At 71.0% G+C, this 17,417-nt stretch carries 13 protein-coding genes; all 13 read right to left on the bottom strand.

All coding sequences use genetic code 11. The annotated features are described in order from the left end of the window. Window positions 1–114 precede the first annotated feature (114 nt). Window positions 115–1,305, bottom strand: a complete 1,191-nt coding sequence (locus OO68_RS08340) for an SCO3242 family prenyltransferase (protein ID WP_245236930.1) — start codon at window positions 1,303–1,305, stop codon at window positions 115–117. Further along, window positions 1,281–2,501 carry an inositol-3-phosphate synthase gene (locus OO68_RS08330; RefSeq protein ID WP_245236929.1) on the bottom strand — a complete coding sequence of 407 codons (1,221 nt, stop codon included), beginning with the start codon at window positions 2,499–2,501 and terminating at the stop codon, window positions 1,281–1,283. The genes OO68_RS08340 and OO68_RS08330 overlap by 25 nt, the downstream gene beginning before the upstream one ends. 80 nt (window positions 2,502–2,581) lie before the next feature. Then, complete coding sequence (locus OO68_RS08325; protein ID WP_033307574.1) at window positions 2,582–6,304, bottom strand: ThuA domain-containing protein; 3,723 nt, start codon at window positions 6,302–6,304, stop codon at window positions 2,582–2,584. 263 nt (window positions 6,305–6,567) lie between these two features. Continuing rightward, a complete protein-coding gene (locus tag OO68_RS08320) occupies window positions 6,568–7,566 on the bottom strand; it encodes a sugar phosphate isomerase/epimerase family protein (RefSeq protein ID WP_033307573.1) in 999 nt (332 codons plus the stop codon). Window positions 7,567–7,580: 14 nt separating this feature from the next. Beyond that, a complete protein-coding gene (locus OO68_RS08315; RefSeq protein WP_033307969.1) occupies window positions 7,581–8,792 on the bottom strand; it encodes a Gfo/Idh/MocA family protein in 1,212 nt (403 codons plus the stop codon). Window positions 8,793–8,847: 55 nt separating this feature from the next. Next, entirely contained in the window at window positions 8,848–9,903 is a 1,056-nt protein-coding gene (locus OO68_RS08310) for a substrate-binding domain-containing protein (protein ID WP_033307572.1), read from the bottom strand. Between the two features lie 17 nt (window positions 9,904–9,920). Beyond that, on the bottom strand, window positions 9,921–10,940 hold the full coding sequence (locus OO68_RS08305; protein ID WP_033307571.1) for an ABC transporter permease: 1,020 nt from the start codon (window positions 10,938–10,940) through the stop codon (window positions 9,921–9,923). Continuing rightward, window positions 10,937–12,454, bottom strand: a complete 1,518-nt coding sequence (locus OO68_RS08300) for a sugar ABC transporter ATP-binding protein (protein ID WP_033307570.1) — start codon at window positions 12,452–12,454, stop codon at window positions 10,937–10,939. Before OO68_RS08300 ends, OO68_RS08305 begins: the two co-directional genes overlap by 4 nt. 83 nt (window positions 12,455–12,537) lie before the next feature. Further along, complete coding sequence (locus tag OO68_RS08295) at window positions 12,538–13,719, bottom strand: ROK family transcriptional regulator (RefSeq protein ID WP_033307569.1); 1,182 nt, start codon at window positions 13,717–13,719, stop codon at window positions 12,538–12,540. A gap of 200 nt (window positions 13,720–13,919) precedes the next feature. Further along, window positions 13,920–14,597 carry a GntR family transcriptional regulator gene (locus tag OO68_RS08290; RefSeq protein WP_033307568.1) on the bottom strand — a complete coding sequence of 226 codons (678 nt, stop codon included), beginning with the start codon at window positions 14,595–14,597 and terminating at the stop codon, window positions 13,920–13,922. A 149-nt stretch (window positions 14,598–14,746) separates the two neighbouring features. Next, complete coding sequence (locus OO68_RS08285) at window positions 14,747–15,685, bottom strand: beta-ketoacyl-ACP synthase III (protein ID WP_033307567.1); 939 nt, start codon at window positions 15,683–15,685, stop codon at window positions 14,747–14,749. A 148-nt stretch (window positions 15,686–15,833) separates the two neighbouring features. After that, window positions 15,834–15,974 (bottom strand): MFS transporter small subunit, encoded by a 141-nt coding sequence (locus tag OO68_RS46730; protein WP_167345879.1) that lies wholly within the window; start codon window positions 15,972–15,974, stop codon window positions 15,834–15,836. After that, entirely contained in the window at window positions 15,943–17,277 is a 1,335-nt protein-coding gene (locus OO68_RS08280; protein ID WP_033307566.1) for an OFA family MFS transporter, read from the bottom strand. The genes OO68_RS46730 and OO68_RS08280 overlap by 32 nt, the downstream gene beginning before the upstream one ends. Window positions 17,278–17,417 lie beyond the last annotated feature (140 nt).

The following is a 17,417-nucleotide window of genomic DNA, read 5'->3' as shown; positions in this document are numbered from 1 at the left end:
CCAGTTGTCGTCCGGCCGTGGAGGCAGGGCCCTGAGTGGGGGTGGGGGGAGAGACAGCCCGAGTCGCGTGTGAGGCGCCGGCCTCGCTGCTCTCCGAGATCCGGGCTTCGGGGCTCATGTGACGCTCACCTTCTTCGCGAACCTCGCTCCGAGTGGGGCCAGGGCCGCGATGAGGAGGGCGGTGGCCGTGCTCCGGGAGCGGGCGACCAGGGTGGCCTGGAGGGGGATGGTCGCGCGGATGCCGGCGCCGACAGCGCGTTGGGTGAGCGGGGGTGAGGGATTCAGGGCGGCGTGGAAGTAGGGGCGGGCGGTCGTCGCCGCGTAGGCGGCTCCGAGGGCGGTGGTGAGCAGCGCCGCGGACTCCTGCCCTGGGTTCCGGGGCGGCCTTCGGGGACCCTTCAGCGCAGAGGCGGTCCCAGTGTCCTTGGCCGGCGCACCGTGGCCTCTTGTCGGCGGGGCGGAGCGACGCGTCACTTGTCGGGTCAGCAGGGCCGTCGTCGCGAGGGCCGCCAGGGGGGTCAGCGGTGAGCCGCCCTGGGCCTCCTGGCGGGAGACCGTGGTGACGGCCAGGGTGTGGGTGCCGAGGAGGGCCGCGGAGGGCAGGGCGGGGCGGGCACGGCCCGTCGTGGCCGCGGCTCCCAGGAGCAGGTCGAGGCCGCGGGCCGCGCCCATGGCCACGGGTCCGGCGGGCGTGTGCTTCAGCCCGAGGTCGTACACCCAGACGGTCGCCGCCAGAGGCACGGCTACGGCCAGGGCCGGGCGGCCCGCGCGCGCGGCCAGGGCCAGTCCGGCACCGGTGAGGGCGCAGGCCGCAGTGAGCGCCGCGGCGGGCCGGACGCGGCCGGAGGGCAGGGGGCGGTGCGGACGTTCGACGGCGTCGATGTCGCGGTCCGCCCAGTCGTTGAGGGCCATGCCGGCTTCGTAGAGGCAGAGGGAGGAACCGATGGCGAGCAGGGTGCGGGAGCCGGGTGCCGAACCGGTGGCGGCCACGCCGGCCAGGGCGTCCCCGGGGACGCTGAACAAGGCGGGCAGACGCAGGAGTTCGGCCCAGGCCCGGCTACGCCGCGAGCGGCGGCCTGCGCATGCGCAGGGGGCCGTGCCATCAGCGGCACCACTGACAACGCCGCCGTCGGAGCCGCTGGCAACGCCGCCGTCGGCGCCACTGCCAACACCAGCGTCGGCACCACTGGCACCGCCTCCAGGATTGCCACTGGCGCTGCCTCCGGAGGCAGCGCCCCCGGGCGCCCCGTCGCGGCACCCGCAAGGACTCCGGCGCAGTGTCACAGCGCTTCCCCCGTCTCCCACTCCCCTGTCTCCCGCCCCCCCGTCTCCCTCTCCTCGGCGTCCGTCACCGACCGCGCCCCACGGCCCTCTCCATCCGCCCGCCCGAGGCTCTGCCCGAAGCGGAGCAGTTCCTCGTACTGCTCGGACAAGCCCGCGGGTCCCTCCCCCACCGGGTCCTTGAAATAGAAGCCGAGCGCGCCGAGCGGACCGGACAGCCCTGCCTCGTGGGCGCGGGCGGTCAGGCGGGCCAGGTCGAGTACCAGGGGTGCCGCGAGGGCCGAGTCGCAGCCCTGCCAGGTGGTCTGGAGGATCATGCGGGTGCCGAGGAAGCCGTCGAAGGCGATGTGGTCCCAGGCGGTCTTCCAGTCGCCGAGGGCGGGGACATCGTCGATGTGAACCTCGCCCTCGGGGACGGTACCGAGGGTGTCGGCGAGGACGCGTTCCTTGCCCGCGTTCTTCGCCGCGGCGGCGGCCGGGTCGGCGAGAGCCGCGCCGTCTCCGCCGCCGAGCAGGTTCGTGCCGGACCAGGCCCGGACCCTCAGCGCCCGCTGCGCGAACATCGGGCCCAGCACGGCTCGCAGCAGCGTCTGCCCGGTCTTGCCGTCCCGGCCGGCGTACGGCAGGCCGCTGTGCTCGGCCGCGCGGGCGGCGACGGGGTGGTGCATGCCCTCGGAGGGGGTGAAGTTGACGTAGGGGCAGCCGGCGCGCAGGGCCGCGAGGGCGTAGAGGGTGCTGGCCGGGAGCGGGGCGCCGGGCCCTTGGGAGGCGGGTTCGGTGGAGGCGACGTTCACGACCACGGCCCGTTCCAGTGCGTGGCGGTGCATGAAGTCGCGTAGGTCGCCGGCGAAGGCCGTGATCAGTTCGGCCTCGCTCCTGGTGTCCCCCGGTGTGGGGCCGCCGGGTCGGATCTCCCGGTCGGCGATGGCCAGTTCGGCCGAGACGGCGGTGGCGACGCCCGGGGGGAGGACGCCGCCGGCGGTGAGGGTCTCGGCACGTTTGGGCAGGGGGCAGTCGAGGGTGTCGTGACCGCCGAAGACGAGGTCGGACAGCGCGGGCAGGCCGCTGTCGGTGAACGCTGGTGTCTCGGTGACCATGCCGGTGGGCGGGTGCAGGCCCGCGGTGACGGCGGCGCACCCCGTGACGACGGTGGTGGCGACGGAACCTCTGGCTCCGATCAGCCACACCCCCACACGCGGTCGGGAGAGGGACGCGGACATGGGCAGCCTCCTGATCGTGCGCGAGCCCCGGGGGGACGGAGACGGCGGGCGGGGGTCCGGCGTCCCCCGCCCGCCGCCGTTCACTGGCCCTGGACGGGCAGTTCCTTGAGCTGGATGTTGCGGAAGGAGACATGGTCGGCGGCGCCGTGGTTCTGCAGGCCGATGTAGCCGTCGGTCAGGCTCCGCTGGGGGTCCTTGTTGGTGAAGTCGTTGATCTTGACTCCGTTGAGGAACACCTGGAGGCGTTCGCCCTGGACCTTGATCTCGTAGGAGTTCCACTGGCCGGGCGGCCGCAGGACCTGGTCACGGGCCTTGGTGTTGGCCGACTTGAAGGAGTAGACGGAGCCCGTGGTGCGGTCGGCGGCGTCGGTGGCGTCGATCTGGATCTCGTAGCCCTTGTTCACCGCGGACCAGGGGTCGTCGGAGGCGGGGAAGCCCACGAAGATCCCGGAGTTGTCGTCGCCCCGCATCTTCCAGTCAAGCTTGAGGGAGTACGACTTCAGCTCCTTGGCCTGGTACCAGAGCAGACCCATGCCGCCCTCGGACTCCATGACGCCGTCCTTGACGGTGAACTTGCCGGGTCCGGCCTGCTTCCAGCCGTCCAGGGTCTGGCCGTTGAAGATCGTCCGGTAGTCCTTGCCCGGCTTGCAGTCCGCCTTCACCTGGCCGGTGGCGTACTGGAGGCCGCCGAGCAGGTGGGCCCGGAAGGCCTCTTCGGCGTAGGACTCCTTGGTGTGGCCGCCGCCGGTGTAGAAGGAGCGGCCGCCGCCGTAGCTCTGGCACCAGGCGATCGGGTGGTCGCCCTTCATGGTGCCGCCCTGGTAGGTGGTCTCGTCGAGGGTGGCGAGGACCTTGGCCTTGTCCCGCGGGTTGGTGCGGTAGTTGTACCACTCGTCGGTGCGCTCCCAGGCGTCGTCGAGGTGCCCGGTGGACGGGTGGTCGTGGTCCTCGACGCGGACGGTGGCCTTCTGGATGGCCGGGTGCGAGTCGAAGTAGGCGCCGACGAGGCCGCCGTAGAACTCCCAGTCGTACTCGGTGTCGGCCGCCGCGTGGATGCCCATGTACCCGCCGCCGCCCGCCACGTAGTTCTCGAACGCCTTCTGCTGTTCGGCGTTGAGGACGTCACCCGTGGTGGACAGGAAGGCGACCGCGTCGTACTTGGCGAGGTTGGCCGTGGTGAACTGCCTGGCCTCCTCGGTGGCGTCGACCGTGATGCCGGCCGGGCCGCCCAGTTCCTTCAGCGCGGCGATGCCGGCCGGGATGGAGTCGTGCCGGAAGCCGGCGGTCTTGGAGAAGACGAGGACCTTCTTGCCGCCCTTGAACGGCTGCTTGGAGAACTCGAAGTCGTCCACGTCGAACAGCGCGCCCTCGCCGCCCTTGAAGACGAGGTAGATGTCCGTGGTCTTCTTCGGCAGCGACCGCAGGGGCACGTCGACGTTCTGGAACGTCTCCCAGCCGCCGGTCGGCGGGATGTAGGCCGAGCCGTGCAGCGGTCCGTCGGGCGAGCCGGTGCGCAGCTCGACGAAGCCGCCCGCGCCGCCCGAGGAGGCGCGCACGGTCATCTTCTTCTGCCCGTCGAACCGGTAGGGGGTGAAGGAGATCCAGTCGCCGTCGTTGATGTCGCCGACGGTCTTGCCGCCGTTGGCGCCGGTCTTGGTGATCACCGACACGCCCGACTGGGTGCTGAAGTGCTCGCCCTGGCGGTGCAGCGGCTGGAGGACGGTGCGGGCCGTGCCGGTCAGCTCCTCCTGGCCGTTGGCCCCGCCGTCGGTGTAGCCGGCGCCGACGACGCCGTAGATGTTGGCGTTGGGGTCGTGGCCGCCGTCTCCGGGGGGCGGTGTCAGGGTGCCCTCGCAGCCCATCTCACTGGTCAGTTCGTGGGCGTGGGAGTCGTGGCCGAGGCTGTAGGTGACCTTGACCTTGGAGCAGTCGACGGCCTCCTCGGGGTCGGTGACGGTCACCTTGAACGGGACGGGCTTGCCGAATTCGGCCAGGGCGCCGTTGCCGGGGATGTCGATCCTGACCTTGGGCTCGGTGTTGCCGACCACGATCCGGATGCTGGCGTTGCCGGTGTTTCCCTCGGGGTCCTTGGCCGTGAAGGTCGCGCTGTAGGTGCCGACCTTCTTGTAGCGGTGGGCGGGGTTGAGACCCTCGCCCTTGGTGCCGTCGCCGAAGTCCCAGCTGTAGGTGAGGTCCGTGGAGTCGGCGTCCTTGGCGGAGGCGGTGAACTTGACTTTCAGGCCGGCCGCGCCGGACGTCTTGTCGGCGTTCACCTCGGCGATCGGCGAGAAGCCGTCCTCGGCGTTCTCGATCCGGTACAGGGCGGAGTTCTCGTCGCCCTGGAACCAGGAGACGCCGTAGTCGAGGACGTAGAGCGCGCCGTCGGGGCCGAACTCCATGTCCATGATCTGGGTGCCGGTCCACGGGAAGTCGTTGATCTTCGCGACGGAGCCGTCCCCGTCCTGCTCGATGCGCTTGATCCAGCGGCGGCCGAACTCGCCGGCGAAGAAGTCACCGTCGTAGGCCTCGGGGAACTTCACGCTGGAGTTCAGCTCGGGGTCGTAGCGGTAGACCGGGCCGGCCATCGGGGACTCGGAGCCGCTGCCGAACTCGGGCAGGGACCCGCCGTCGTACGGGATCCAGGCGGCCTGCGCGGGCGGCAGGTCGGTCAGGCCCGTGTTGTACGGCGAGGTGTTCTTGGGGGCTGCGCAGTCGAACGGCTCGCCGGACTCCTTGGTGGCGAAGTCGTAGTCGACGTAGGCGTCGTTGTCGCCGGTGCAGAAGGGCCAGCCGAAGTTGGCGGGCTCGGTCACCTTGGCGAACTCGACCTGGCCTCCGGGGCCGCGCTTGGGGTCGGCGGCGCCGGCGTCCGGGCCGTAGTCGCCGACGTAGACGGTGCCGGTCTTGTCGTCGACGCTCATCCGGAAGGGGTTCCGGAAGCCCATCGCATAGATCTCGGGCCGGGTCTTCTCGGTGCCCGGGGCGAAGAGGTTGCCCTCCGGGACGGTGTAGGAGCCGTCCTCGGCGACCTTGATGCGGAGGATCTTGCCGCGCAGGTCGTTGGTGTTGCCGGAGCTGCGGCGGGCGTCGAAGGCCGGGTTGCGGTTCGGCCGGTCGTCGATCGGCGTGTAGCCGTCGGAGGCGAAGGGGTTGGTGTCGTCGCCGGTCGACAGGTAGAGGTTGCCGTCCGCGTCGAAGTCGATGTCGCCGCCGACATGGCAGCAGATGCCCCGGGAGGCCGCGACGTCCAGGACCTTCTTCTCGCTGGACATGTTCAGCGTGCCGTTGGCGTTGAGCACGAAGCGGGAGAGGCGGTTGACGCCGTCGAACTTCTTGAAGTCCTCGGCGGTGCCGGTCTCCGGGGCGTCGCCCGCGGGGGTGTCGAGCGGCGGGGCGTAGTAGAGGTAGATCGCCCGGTTGTTCTTGAAGTCCGGGTCGATGCCGACGCCTTGGAGGCCTTCCTCGTCGTGGCTGTAGACGTCGAGCTTGCCGGCGACCTTGGTGACGCCGCCCTGGTCGGTGAGGCGCAGGGTGCCGTCGCGTGAGGTGTGCAGCACGCTGCGGTCCGGGAGCACGGCGAGCGACATCGGCTCGCCCGTCTCGGGCTCGCCCTTGGCGAGCGGCACCTGCTGGAACTGGCCCTCGGCGGCTGCCGGTTCGTCGTGCTCCGGGTGGCCGGGGTGGGCGCCGGCGACGGTGGCCGGAGTGCCCACGGCGAGGAGCAGGCCGGTGAACAGGGCGACGGCGGTGCGAAGTCCGGGCCGCCTGGGGGTGGCGGTGCTTCTGGGTCTGGTTCTGTGCACGAAGTCCCTCCGGGAACGGGGTGGGCCGTACGGGGTGGGTGCGAAGACGTGCGGTGCGGGCGCCGGGGTGCGCCGTCACCCCGGAGGTGCATGTGTCCTGAACACATCAAGGACGGTAACCGTGTCCGTCCGGGGCGAACACCCCTTGGGACGGACTCGGTCGTACTTTCTCCCAGCACGGGACAAAGCAGGATCCGTGCAGGTCGGAGAGGGGACCGGCGGTACTGCCGGTCCCCGTCCCCGACCTGCGCCGGGAGCGTGGTTCAGCTGTTGAACGCGGCGTCGAAGGACGCGCTGGGCGGCTCGAAGTCGAAGGCCTTGAGGCGGGTCAGCGCCTCGGGCGCCCCCTGGAGGCGGTCCATTCCGGCGTCCTCCCACTCGACGGAGACCGGGCCCTGGTAGTCGATGGAGCGCAGCATCCGGAAGACGTCCTCCCACGGCACGTCACCGTGCCCGGCGGAGACGAAGTCCCAGCCGCGCCGCGGGTCGCCCCAGGGCAGGTGGGAGCCGAGCCGGCCGTTGCGTCCGTCCAGGCGCTTGCGGGCCTCCTTGCAGTCGACGTGGTAGATCCGGTCGCGGAAGTCCCAGAGGAAGCCGACGGGGTCGAGGTCCTGCCACACGAAGTGGGAGGGGTCGAAGTTGAGACCGAAGGCGGGTCGCCGCCCGACGGCGTCGAGAGCGCGCTGCGTGGTCCAGTAGTCGTAGGCGATCTCGCTCGGGTGGACCTCGTGCGCGAACCGCACGCCCTCGGCGTCGAAGACGTCCAGGATCGGGTTCCAGCGGTCGGCGAAGTCCTGGTAGCCCCGGTCGATCATCGCTTCGGGGGCGGGCGGGAACATGGCGACGAGGTGCCAGATGGCGGAGCCGGTGAACCCGATGACGGTGTTCACGCCGAAGGCGGCCGCGGCCCGGGCGGTGTCCTTCATGCGTTCGGCGGCCCGCTGCCTGACCCCTTCGGGGTCCCCGTCGCCCCACACCACGTCGGGCACGATGGCCTGGTGGCGTTCGTCGATGATCGCGTCGCAGACGGCCTGGCCGACCAGATGGTTGGAGATCGCCCAGCACTTCAGGCCGTACTTGTCGAGCAGGGCCCGGCGGCCGTCGAGGTACCCCGGGTCGGACAGCGCCTTGTCGACTTCGAAGTGGTCTCCCCAGCAGGCGAGTTCGAGACCGTCGTAGCCGAAGTCGCGGGCCAGGCGGCAGACCTCCTCCAGGGGCAGGTCCGCCCACTGGCCGGTGAAGAGTGTGAAAGTGCGCGGCATCGAAACGTGCCTCCTCAGACCGCGATCGGCGTGTAGACGGAGTTCTTCTCGGCACTCTCCTCCACCGCCGCGAGCACGCGCTGCACCTGTAGCCCGTCGGCGAAGGAGGGTTCGGGGCGGCGGCCCTCGGCGATGGCGTGGACGAGGTCGCGTGCCTGGTGGACGAAGGTGTGCTCGTAGCCGAGGCCGTGGCCCGGCGGCCACCAGGCGTCCAGGTAGGGGTGGTCGGGTTCGGTGACGAGGATGCGGCGGAAGCCGGCCTCGGCGCCGGGCTCGGTGCCGTCGTGGAAGGACAGCTCGTTGAGCCGCTCCAGATCGAAGGCGAGCGAGCCGCGCTCGCCGTTGAGTTCGATGCGCAGGGCGTTCTTGCGGCCGGTGGCGTAGCGGGTGGCCTCGAAGGAGGCGAGGGCGCCGGAGGGGAAGCGGGCCGTGAACAGGGCGGCGTCGTCGACGGTGACCTGGCCGGTGCCGGCGGACGTGACGGCGGACAGTCCGCTCGTGGCGCCGGTGGGCAGGGGCCGTTCCCGTACGAAGGTCTCCGTCAGCGCGGAGACGCCCGCCAGCGGCTCCCCCACCAGGTACTGCGCGAGGTCGACGATGTGCGCGCCCAGGTCGCCGAGCGAGCCCGAGCCGGCCTGCTCCCTGCGCAGCCGCCAGGTCAGCGGGAACTGCGGGTCGACCAGCCAGTCCTGGAGGTACGTCACGCGCACGTGCCGCAGCCTGCCCAGGCGGCCCTCGGCGACCATGCGGCGCGCCTGGACGGTGGCGGGCACCCGGCGGTAGTTGAAGCCGACCATGGCCACCTGGCCGCGTGCGTGGGCCTCCTCGGCCGCCAGGACCATCGAGGTGGCTTCCTCGACGGTGTTGGCGAGGGGCTTCTCGCACAGCACGTGCTTGCCCGCGGCCAGGGCGGCCAGGGCGATCTCGGCGTGGCTGTCGCCGGGGGTGCAGATGTCGACGAGGTCGACGTCGTCGCGCTCGACGAGGGCCCGCCAGTCGGTCTCGGTGGAGGCCCAGCCGTGCCGGTCGGCCGCCGCGCGGACGGCGGCGGCGTCCCGGCCGCAGATCACGGCCTGCACGGGGTTCAGCGGCAGGTCGAAGACACGGCCCGCGGTGCGCCAGCCCTGGGAGTGGGCGGCGCCCATGAAGGCGTAGCCCACCATCCCCACGCGCAGGGGTGGTTTGCCTGCCTCGGTCCCCTCTGGCTGCTCCTGCGGCTGTCCCATACGGGTGTCCTCCTCGTCCTGGTCGGGGTGGCGCACGTGGGGGGTGCGGGGCGGCTCACTTGAAGCCGGTGGACATGTACTGGTCGACGTTGGTCTTGTCGACGACGGCCGAGTAGAGCGTGAGCGACGACGGGATCTCGAACTCGGCGAGGCCTCCGATGCCCTTGCTCTGGCCGAGGGCACGGGCGAGGTCGATAGCGGAGGCGGCCATGGTGGGCGGGTACAGCACGGTCGCCTTGAGCACGCCGTCGTCCTGCTTGATGGCCTGGAACGCGGAGAGCGCACCGGCGCCGCCGACCATCAGGAAGTCGTCGCGCCCGGCCTGCTCGATGGCGCGCAGCGCGCCCACGCCCTGGTCGTCGTCGTGGTTCCACAGTGCGTCGAACTTCGACTGCGCCTGAAGCAGTTGGGCCATCTTGGCCTGCCCGGACTCGACGGTGAACTCGGCGGCCTGGCGGGCGACCTTCTTGATGTTGGGGTAGTTCTTCAGGGCGTCGTCGAAGCCCTGGGTGCGCTGCTTGGTGAGCTCCAGGTTGTCCAGGCCTGCCAGTTCGATGACGCGGGCGCCGGACTTGCCCTTGAGCTTCTCGCCGATGTAGTGCCCGGCGTTCAGGCCCATGCCGTAGTTGTCGCCGCCGATCCAGCAGCGGTAGGCCTGCGGGGTGTTGAAGATCCGGTCGAGGTTGACGACCGGGATACCGGCGCGCATCGCCTTCAGGCCGACCTGGGTGAGGGCCTTGCCGTCGGCGGGGAGCACGACCAGGACGTCGACCTTCTTGTTGATGAGGGTCTCGATCTGGCCGATCTGCTGGGCGGTGTCGTTGGAGCCCTCGGTGATCTCCAGGGTGACGTCGGAGTACTTCTCGGCCCGGCTCTTGGCGTTGTCGTTGATGGCGTTGAGCCAGCCGTGGTCCGCCTGGGGTCCGGCGAAGCCGATGGTGACCTGCTTGCCGGGCTTGTCGTCGGCGGCCGGCTGGTTGTTGCCCGCCGGCTCGTCCTTCGAGTCGGACGGCTCGTTGCTGGTGCACGCCGTGAGGACGGCACCGGCGGAGACGGCGGCGGCTCCGAAGAGCAGCCCTCTGCGGCTCGCGAAAGGCATGTGCTCTGGCATGGCGGTGAACCCTTTCCTCAGGTCGTGCTCGCGGTACGGCGCTGGACCAGCACGGCGGCGACGATGATCGCGCCCTTGGCGATCTGCTGGACGTCGCTCTGCAGGTTGTTCAGGGCGAAGATGTTGGTGATCGTGGTGAAGATCAGGACGCCGAGGACCGAGCCGACGATGGTGCCCCGGCCTCCGGTGAGCAGGGTGCCGCCGATGATCGCGGCTGCGATGGCGTCGAGTTCGTAGAGGTTGCCGTTGGTGTTCTGGCCGGAGCCGGCCAGAACGATCAGCAGGAAGGCCGCGATGCCGCAGCACAGCCCGGACAGCAGGTAGAGGTAGAGCCGCTGGCGGCGGACGTCGATGCCGGCGAGCCGGGCGGCCTCCGGATTGCCGCCGACGGCGACGGTGCGCCGGCCGAAGGTGGTGCGGTTGAGCACCAGCCAGCCGATGACCGTGACGACGGCGAACACCATGACCAGGGGCGGGATGCCGAGGACGTAGGCGTCGCGCTCGCCGAGGTCCAGGACCGAGGGCACGGTGACGATCTGCGTCTTGCCGTCGGTGATCTGCAGGGCGAGGCCGCGGGCCGAGGCCAGCATGGCGAGGGTGGCGATGAACGGCACCATCGCGCCGTAGGCGATGAGCACCCCGTTGACCAGGCCGCAGCCGACGCCGACGATCACCGCCGTGAAGAGGATGCCGGCGAAGCCGTACTCCTGGGTGGCGACGGTCGTGGCCCACACGGAGGCGAGCGCGACGATCGCGCCGACCGACAGGTCGATGCCGCCGGAGACGATGACGAAGGTCATGCCGACGGTGACGACACCGATCACGGACGCCTGGGTGAGGACGAGTTGCAGGTTGCGGGTGTCGAGGAACTCGTCGGGCTTGGTGACGCCGCCGATGAGGATCAGCACGGCGAGTACGCCGAGCAGGGACAGCGTGCGGACGTCGGCGCGGAACAGCAGGCCACGCCAGGCGGGGGGCCGGGCCTCGGGCACCTTGTCGGTGCTGCTGTCCAGCGGCGGGGAGACGGGCTGCGTCATGACGCCGGGCTTCCTTCCATGACCAGGTCGAGTACGCGGTGTTCGTCGAGCTCGCGCGCGGGTGCCGTGTGGACGACCCGGCCCTCGCGCAGCACCAGTACGCGGTCGGCGAGGCCGAGCACCTCGGGCACCTCGCTGGAGACCAGCAGCACGGCGAGGCCCTCGTCGGCGAGCCGGCGGATGACCGCGTAGAGCTCGGCGCGGGCGCCGACATCGACGCCGCGGGTGGGTTCGTCGAGCAGCAGCACCTTGCAGCCGCGGAGCAGCCAGCGGGCGAGGACCGCCTTCTGCTGGTTGCCGCCGGACAGCGTGCGCACGGGCACGGACGGGTTGTCGGGCCGCAGCGACAACTCGCGGGTCGCGGCCCGGGCGGCGCCGAGTTCGGCGCCCCGGTCGATCCAGCCGGCGCGCGCGAAGCGGGACATGGAGGAGACCGACACGTTGCGGGTGACCGACTCCAGCATCAGCAGGCCCTGCGCCTTGCGTTCCTCGGGGGCGAGCCCGAGTCCGGCCCGGACGGCGGCCCGTACGCTGCCGGACTTCAGGGCCCTGCCCTCGACCAGTACCTGACCGGTCGTCGGTTTGCGGGCACCGTAGACGGTCTCCAGGATCTCGGAGCGGCCCGAGCCGACGAGTCCGGCGAGGCCGACGATCTCGCCGGGCCGCACCTCCAGGTCGAAGGGCTCGAACTCCCCTTGCCGGGCCAGCCCTTGAACCTTCAGGACCGGTTCGCCGGACGGCGGGGAGACGGGCCGGTCGGGGAAGACGTACTCGACGTTGCGGCCGGTCATCAGGGCGACGACCTCGCGGGTCGGGGTGGACTTGGCCGGGAGTCCGTTCGCGACGGCCCGCCCGTCCTTCAGCACCGTCACCCGGTCGCCGATGCGGCGGATCTCCTCCAGGCGGTGCGAGATGTAGACGACGGCCACTCCCGCGGCGGTGAGGTCGCCGACGATGCGGAAGAGGTTGTCGACCTCGTCCGGGTCGAGGGCGGCGGACGGCTCGTCCATCACGATGAGCCGTACGTCGTGGGAGAGCGCCCGGGCCATGGACACGATCTGCTGCTGGGCCGCGGACAGCTGCCCGACCAGCCGCGCCGGGTCGATCTCCGGGTGCCCAAGTCGTTTGAGCAGAGCGGCTGTTGACGTTCTGGCCGTCCTGCCGCGGACCACGAACCCGGCGGTGGTCGGCTCATGGCCCAGGTGCACGTTCTCGGCGACGGACAGGTGCTCCACCAGGTCGAGTTCCTGGTAGATGGTGGCGATGCCGAGGCGCATGGCGGCGATCGGCGAACGGAGCGTCACCTCCTCGCCGCGCCAGCGGATGGTCCCCGTGTCGGGCTGGTGGGCGCCGGCCAGCACCTTGATGAGGGTGGACTTGCCGGCCCCGTTCTGGCCGAGCAGGCAGTGCACCTCACCGGCCTGGACGTCGAGAGCGACGCCGTCGAGGGCCCGGACTCCGGGGAACGACTTGGTGATGCCGGACATGCTGAGCAGCGGTGGTTCTGGTGCCATGAGGTCCCCTTGGCGGGCGTGCGGGCCGGTTTCAGGGCAGGGCGAAGCAGAGCGGTGCTGGTACGCGGTACTGAACTCAGTGACTACGCGGGTGAGAAAAGGTGGTCGCTGATGAGCCGGGCACCGCCGATGACTCCGGCGGTGGGGCCCAGCTCGCCCAGGACGATGGGCAGGTTGCCGGTCGCGAGCGGGAGCGACTGGCGGTAGACCTGGGTACGGATCGCGGCGAGCAGGGTGTGGCCGAGTCCGGTCACCCCGCCGCCGATCACCACCAGGCCCGGGTTGAAGAAGCTGACCAGGCCGGCGATGACCTGGCCGGTACGGTTGCCGCCCTCGCGGATCAGGTCGAGGGCCGTGGCGTCACCGGCGGAGGCCGCGGCGGCGACATCGGCGGCGGTGAGGCCGCCGTTCGTCTCCAGTCGCGAGGCCAGTTCGGCCGAGCGCCCCTGCTGGGCGGCTTCCACGGCGTCGCGGGCCAGGGCCGCCCCGCTGAAGTGGGCTTCCAGGCAGCCCCGGTTGCCGCAGGCGCAGGGGCGCCCGTCGGGGACGGCCTGGATGTGCCCGATGTCGCCGGCGCTGCCCGTCGTACCGCGGTAGACCTCACCGCCGACGACGATGCCGCAGCCGATGCCGGTGCCGATCTTGACGCAGAGGAAGTCGGCGACGGTGCGGGCGACGCCCGCGTGCTGCTCCCCCATCGCCATGAGATTCACGTCGTTGTCGACCATGACCGGGCAGCCGAGTTCCTGGCTGAGCGCCTCCCGCACGGGGAAGCCGTCCCAGCCGGGCATGATCGGCGGTGCCACCGGAATGCCCTCGGGGAAGCGGACCGGGCCCGGAACGCCGATGCCGGCGCCGTCGAACCCTTCCGCGAGCCCGGAGGCCCTCAGCTTCGCGGCCAAGGCCAAAACCTGCTCGAAGACCGCGACGGGGCCTTCGCGCACGTCCATGGGCTGGTTGAGGTGCCCGAGGGTCTCCAGTTCGGCGTTGGTGACGGCGACGTCGACCGAGGTCGCGCCGATGTCGACGCCGAGGAATCGCAGCTCGGGGTTGAGCCGGATGTTGTGGGAACGGCGGCCACCGCGCGAGGCGGCGAGTCCGTCGGCCACGACCAGTCCCGTCTCCAGGAGCCGGTCCACCTCGACGGCCAGCTTGGACCGCGAGAGGTCGACCTGGTCGCCCAGCTGGGCACGGGAGTTGGGGCCGCCGTCGCGCAACAGCGTGAGCAGCCGGGCCTGGTGGGCGTTCGCGGGTCGTGCGGTCATACGTCTCACGAGCCCCTCCCCGCCTCGATCGGCCTGTGCGCGCCGGTTTTCCGCCACCTCGGTGGCGTGCTTTCGGAGGGAACGTAGCAGCGGCTGCCGGAGGTGGGAAGAAGTCGCGCAGGAATTGCCCTCCACTTTTTCCACTCACAGGACAAAGCAGCGGTGACGGGTGCCCACGCCAGGGGGCGGCTGTGGGGTCGCTAGGTGCGCGAACGCGCGTGGTACGACCGGCGCGTGTGCTCCGTGTGGTCGCGCATCAGCTGGGTGGCGCGCTGTTCGTCCCGGTCGGCGACCGCGGCGATCAGCTCCCGGTGCTCGATCCAGGACTGGTGGCCGCGCTGCCGGGCCACCGGTGTGTAGTACCAGCGCACACGCCGGTCGACCTGGGCGGCGAGTTCGGCGAGGACGGCGTTGCCGGCGAGCTCCATGATCTTGGCATGGAACCGGGCGTTCATGGCGACGGCCCCGTCCACGTCGTCGGCCTCGACGGCCTTCTCGCCCTCCGCGCACAGCGCTTCCAGGGCGGCGATGCCCGCGCTGTTCGCGTTGGCTGCCGCGAGCCGGGCCGCCTCGGCCTCCAGGAGCGTGCGGACCGTGAGGAGCTGGTCGGCCTCCTCCTCCGTCGGCTCGTGCACGAACGCGCCCTGGGCGGGTCGCAGATCGACCCACCCCTCGGTGTTGAGCCGCTGCAGCGCCTCCCGCACGGGCTGCCGGGAGACACCGAGATGCCCGGCCAGTTCGCTCTCGACGAGGTGCTGGCCGGGCTGCAGCGCACGAGTGGTGATGAGTTCGAGCAGTGCCTCGTAGACACGGTCACGCAGCGGACCCGGGCGTTCCAGCTTGGGTACCGCCCCCTGGGGCAGGCCTGTCGACAGCATCGCGGTCCCCCTCCTCGGCCACGGCCGTGCACAGCGCGGCGCGAGCCGGTATCGCCGCAGAGTCAGTATCGATTGTCTTTCGTCTACAGTCTACGGCGCACAAGAGCCAGCGTTCCGGGGAGTTGACCGCGTCACACCGCGCCCGCGGCTCAGGGGCAGCGCACGACCTGCCCCGCGTACGACAGGTTCCCGCCGAAGCCGAACAGCAGCACCGGGTCGCCCGTGGCGACGGCCCCCTGCTCGATGAGCTTCGAGAAGGCCAGCGGGATGCTCGCGGCCGAGGTGTTGCCGGACTCGGTGACGTCGCGCGCGACGACGGCGTTGACGGCGCCGATCTTCTCCGCGAGGGGCTCGATGATGCGCAGGTTCGCCTGGTGCAGTACGACTCCGGCGAGGTCGGCCGGCTCCAGACCGGCCCGCTCGCAGGCCCGGCGTGCGATGGGCGGCAGCTGCGTGGTGGCCCAGCGGTAGACGCTCTGGCCCTCCTGGGCGAAGCGCGGCGGGGTGCCCTCGATGCGCACCGCGTTGCCCATCTCGGGCACCGAGCCCCACAGCACCGGCCCGATGCCCGGCTCGTCCGCGGCCTCCACCACCGCTGCGCCCGCTCCGTCACCGACGAGCACACACGTGGTGCGGTCGCTCCAGTCGGCCACCTCGGACATCTTGTCGGCCCCGATGACCAGCACTCGGCTCGCGCCCCCCGCGCGGACGGCGTGGTCGGCGGTGGCCAGGGCGTGGGTGAAGCCGGCGCACACGACGTTGAGGTCCATGGTGGCTGCCTGCGGGATGCCCAGGCGGGCCGCGACCCGGGCGGCCGTGTTGGGCGAGCGGTCGATGGCGGTGGAGGTGGCGACCAGCACCAGGTCGATGTCGGCAGGGCTCAGACCGGCGGCGGCCAGGGCCTTGGCGGCGGCGTGAGCGGCCAGTTCGTCGACCGGCTCGTCGGGGCCCGCGATGTGACGCGTGCGGATGCCCACCCGGCTCCTGATCCACTCGTCACTGGTGTCCACCAGGCCCGCCAGGTCCTCGTTGGTGAGCACCTTGGCGGGCTGGTAGTGGCCGACGGCGGCGATGCGCGAGCCGTTCATCTGGGTGGATCCCCCTCGTTGCCTTGGGTAGCGGATCCACCAGTCTGATCAGTGACTCACGGGTACGACGGCAGCCAAGGCGACAGGAAACGGGCGCCTTGGTTGTAGCTTCTGTCAGCACCTCGGACGCCCGGGCACCTGTCAACCCCTACCCGGTGAACAGCTGCGTCGCCTTCCGCACCAGTTCGTACAGCCCGTAGGCGAGCGGCACGCCCACCCACACCCAGGCGAAGGCGATCAGCCACCGCCGGTCCGGGCTAGGCGGACTCTGACTGCTGTCGTTCAACATGGGCGGCCTCCTTCGGGGCGGGGACGTGGTGGCGGGGGGCGACGGGCCGGACCAGTTCGTTGGCGACGAAGCCGACGACGAGCAGCCCGATCATGATGACGAAGGACAATCCGTACAGAGAGGCGCCGTGCCGGCCCGCCTCCTCCTGCCGGTCGGCGATCCAGTTCACGATCAGCGGGCCGAGCACCCCGGCCGTGGACCAGGCGGTGAGCAGCCGCCCGTGGATGGCCCCGACCTGGTACGTGCCGAACAAATCCTTCAGATAGGCCGGAATCGTGGCGAAGCCACCGCCGTAGAAGGAGAGGATGACCAGCGCGCACAGGACGAACAGGGGCTTGGAGGAGTCGCCGAAGAGGGCGATGAGGGCGTACATGAGCGCGCCGACGCCCAGGTAGACACGGTAGATGTTCTTGCGGCCGATGAGGTCGGACGTCGAGGACCAGCCGATGCGGCCCGCCATGTTCGCCGCGGACAGCAGCGCGACGAAGCCGGCGGCCGCGGTCACCGAGACCGGTGTGGAGGTGTCCGCGAAGAAGTCCGTGATCATCGGCGCGGCCTTCTCCAGGATGCCGATGCCGGCGGTGACGTTCATGCAGAGCACGATCCACAGCAGCCAGAACTGCGGGGTGCGCAGGGCCTGGTTCGCCGACACCTGCGGGCCGGTGGGGGCTTGTCGCGCAGTTCCCCGCGCCCCTGGGGCGTCACGCGGTACCCGGACCAGCAGCACGCCCAGCAACATGAAGACCGCGTACGACAGCCCATGCACCAGGAACGCCAGCGCGATGCCGGAGCTGCCGGACCCGAAGGACTCCAGCATCTGCGCGCTCCACGGCGAGGCGATGAGCGCGCCGCCGCCGAAGCCCATGATGGCGATGCCGGTGGCCATGCCGGGCCGGTCCGGGAACCACTTGATCAGAGTGGAGACGGGCGAGATGTAGCCGATGCCGAGGCCGATGCCGCCGACGAAGCCGTAGCCGAGCACGATCAGCCAGTACTGCTCCAGGGACGCGCCCAGCGCGGAGAGCAGGAAGCCGGAGGAGAAGCAGACCAGGGCGACGGTCATCGCCCAGCGCGGGCCCTTGCGCTCCACGAGCGTGCCGCCGAACGCGGCGGACAGGCCCAGCATGACGATGCCCAGCTGGAAGGGCAGCGCGCTCTGGGTGCCGCTGAGCCCGAGCGCGGACTCCAGGGGCGGTTTGAACACGCTCCAGGCGTAGGCCTGGCCGATGGAGAGATGGACGGAGAGAGCGGCGGGCGGAACGAGCCAGCGGCTCCAGCCCGGGGGCGCGACTGGGGGACTCATGAACCCCGGACGGTAGGGATCCGCATGCGAGTTGAGAAGACGCCGCGTCGACCGTATGCGGTGAGCGGTATCCAGCATGCGCCGAACGGTCGGCGCACGGACCCTTGCCGCCCCAACCTCCATACTGTAGACAATATTTC

The organism is Streptomyces iakyrus (genome assembly GCF_000717055.1).
Classification (GTDB): domain Bacteria; phylum Actinomycetota; class Actinomycetes; order Streptomycetales; family Streptomycetaceae; genus Streptomyces; species Streptomyces iakyrus.
This window is presented reverse-complemented; position numbering and strand designations above follow the sequence as displayed.

What these genes read in the sequence shown, in the direction of transcription:
- OO68_RS08295 (WP_033307569.1), bottom strand. Translation starts at nt 13,719, where the DNA reads ATGACCGCACGACCCGCGAACGCCCACCAGGCCCGGCTGCTCACGCTG.
- OO68_RS08315 (WP_033307969.1), bottom strand. Translation starts at nt 8,792, where the DNA reads ATGGGACAGCCGCAGGAGCAGCCAGAGGGGACCGAGGCAGGCAAACCA.
- OO68_RS08320 (WP_033307573.1), bottom strand. Translation starts at nt 7,566, where the DNA reads ATGCCGCGCACTTTCACACTCTTCACCGGCCAGTGGGCGGACCTGCCC.
- OO68_RS08310 (WP_033307572.1), bottom strand. Translation starts at nt 9,903, where the DNA reads ATGCCAGAGCACATGCCTTTCGCGAGCCGCAGAGGGCTGCTCTTCGGA.
- OO68_RS46730 (WP_167345879.1), bottom strand. Translation starts at nt 15,974, where the DNA reads ATGTTGAACGACAGCAGTCAGAGTCCGCCTAGCCCGGACCGGCGGTGG.
- OO68_RS08305 (WP_033307571.1), bottom strand. Translation starts at nt 10,940, where the DNA reads ATGACGCAGCCCGTCTCCCCGCCGCTGGACAGCAGCACCGACAAGGTG.
- OO68_RS08290 (WP_033307568.1), bottom strand. Translation starts at nt 14,597, where the DNA reads ATGCTGTCGACAGGCCTGCCCCAGGGGGCGGTACCCAAGCTGGAACGC.
- OO68_RS08330 (WP_245236929.1), bottom strand. Translation starts at nt 2,501, where the DNA reads ATGTCCGCGTCCCTCTCCCGACCGCGTGTGGGGGTGTGGCTGATCGGA.
- OO68_RS08285 (WP_033307567.1), bottom strand. Translation starts at nt 15,685, where the DNA reads ATGAACGGCTCGCGCATCGCCGCCGTCGGCCACTACCAGCCCGCCAAG.
- OO68_RS08280 (WP_033307566.1), bottom strand. Translation starts at nt 17,277, where the DNA reads ATGAGTCCCCCAGTCGCGCCCCCGGGCTGGAGCCGCTGGCTCGTTCCG.
- OO68_RS08300 (WP_033307570.1), bottom strand. Translation starts at nt 12,454, where the DNA reads ATGGCACCAGAACCACCGCTGCTCAGCATGTCCGGCATCACCAAGTCG.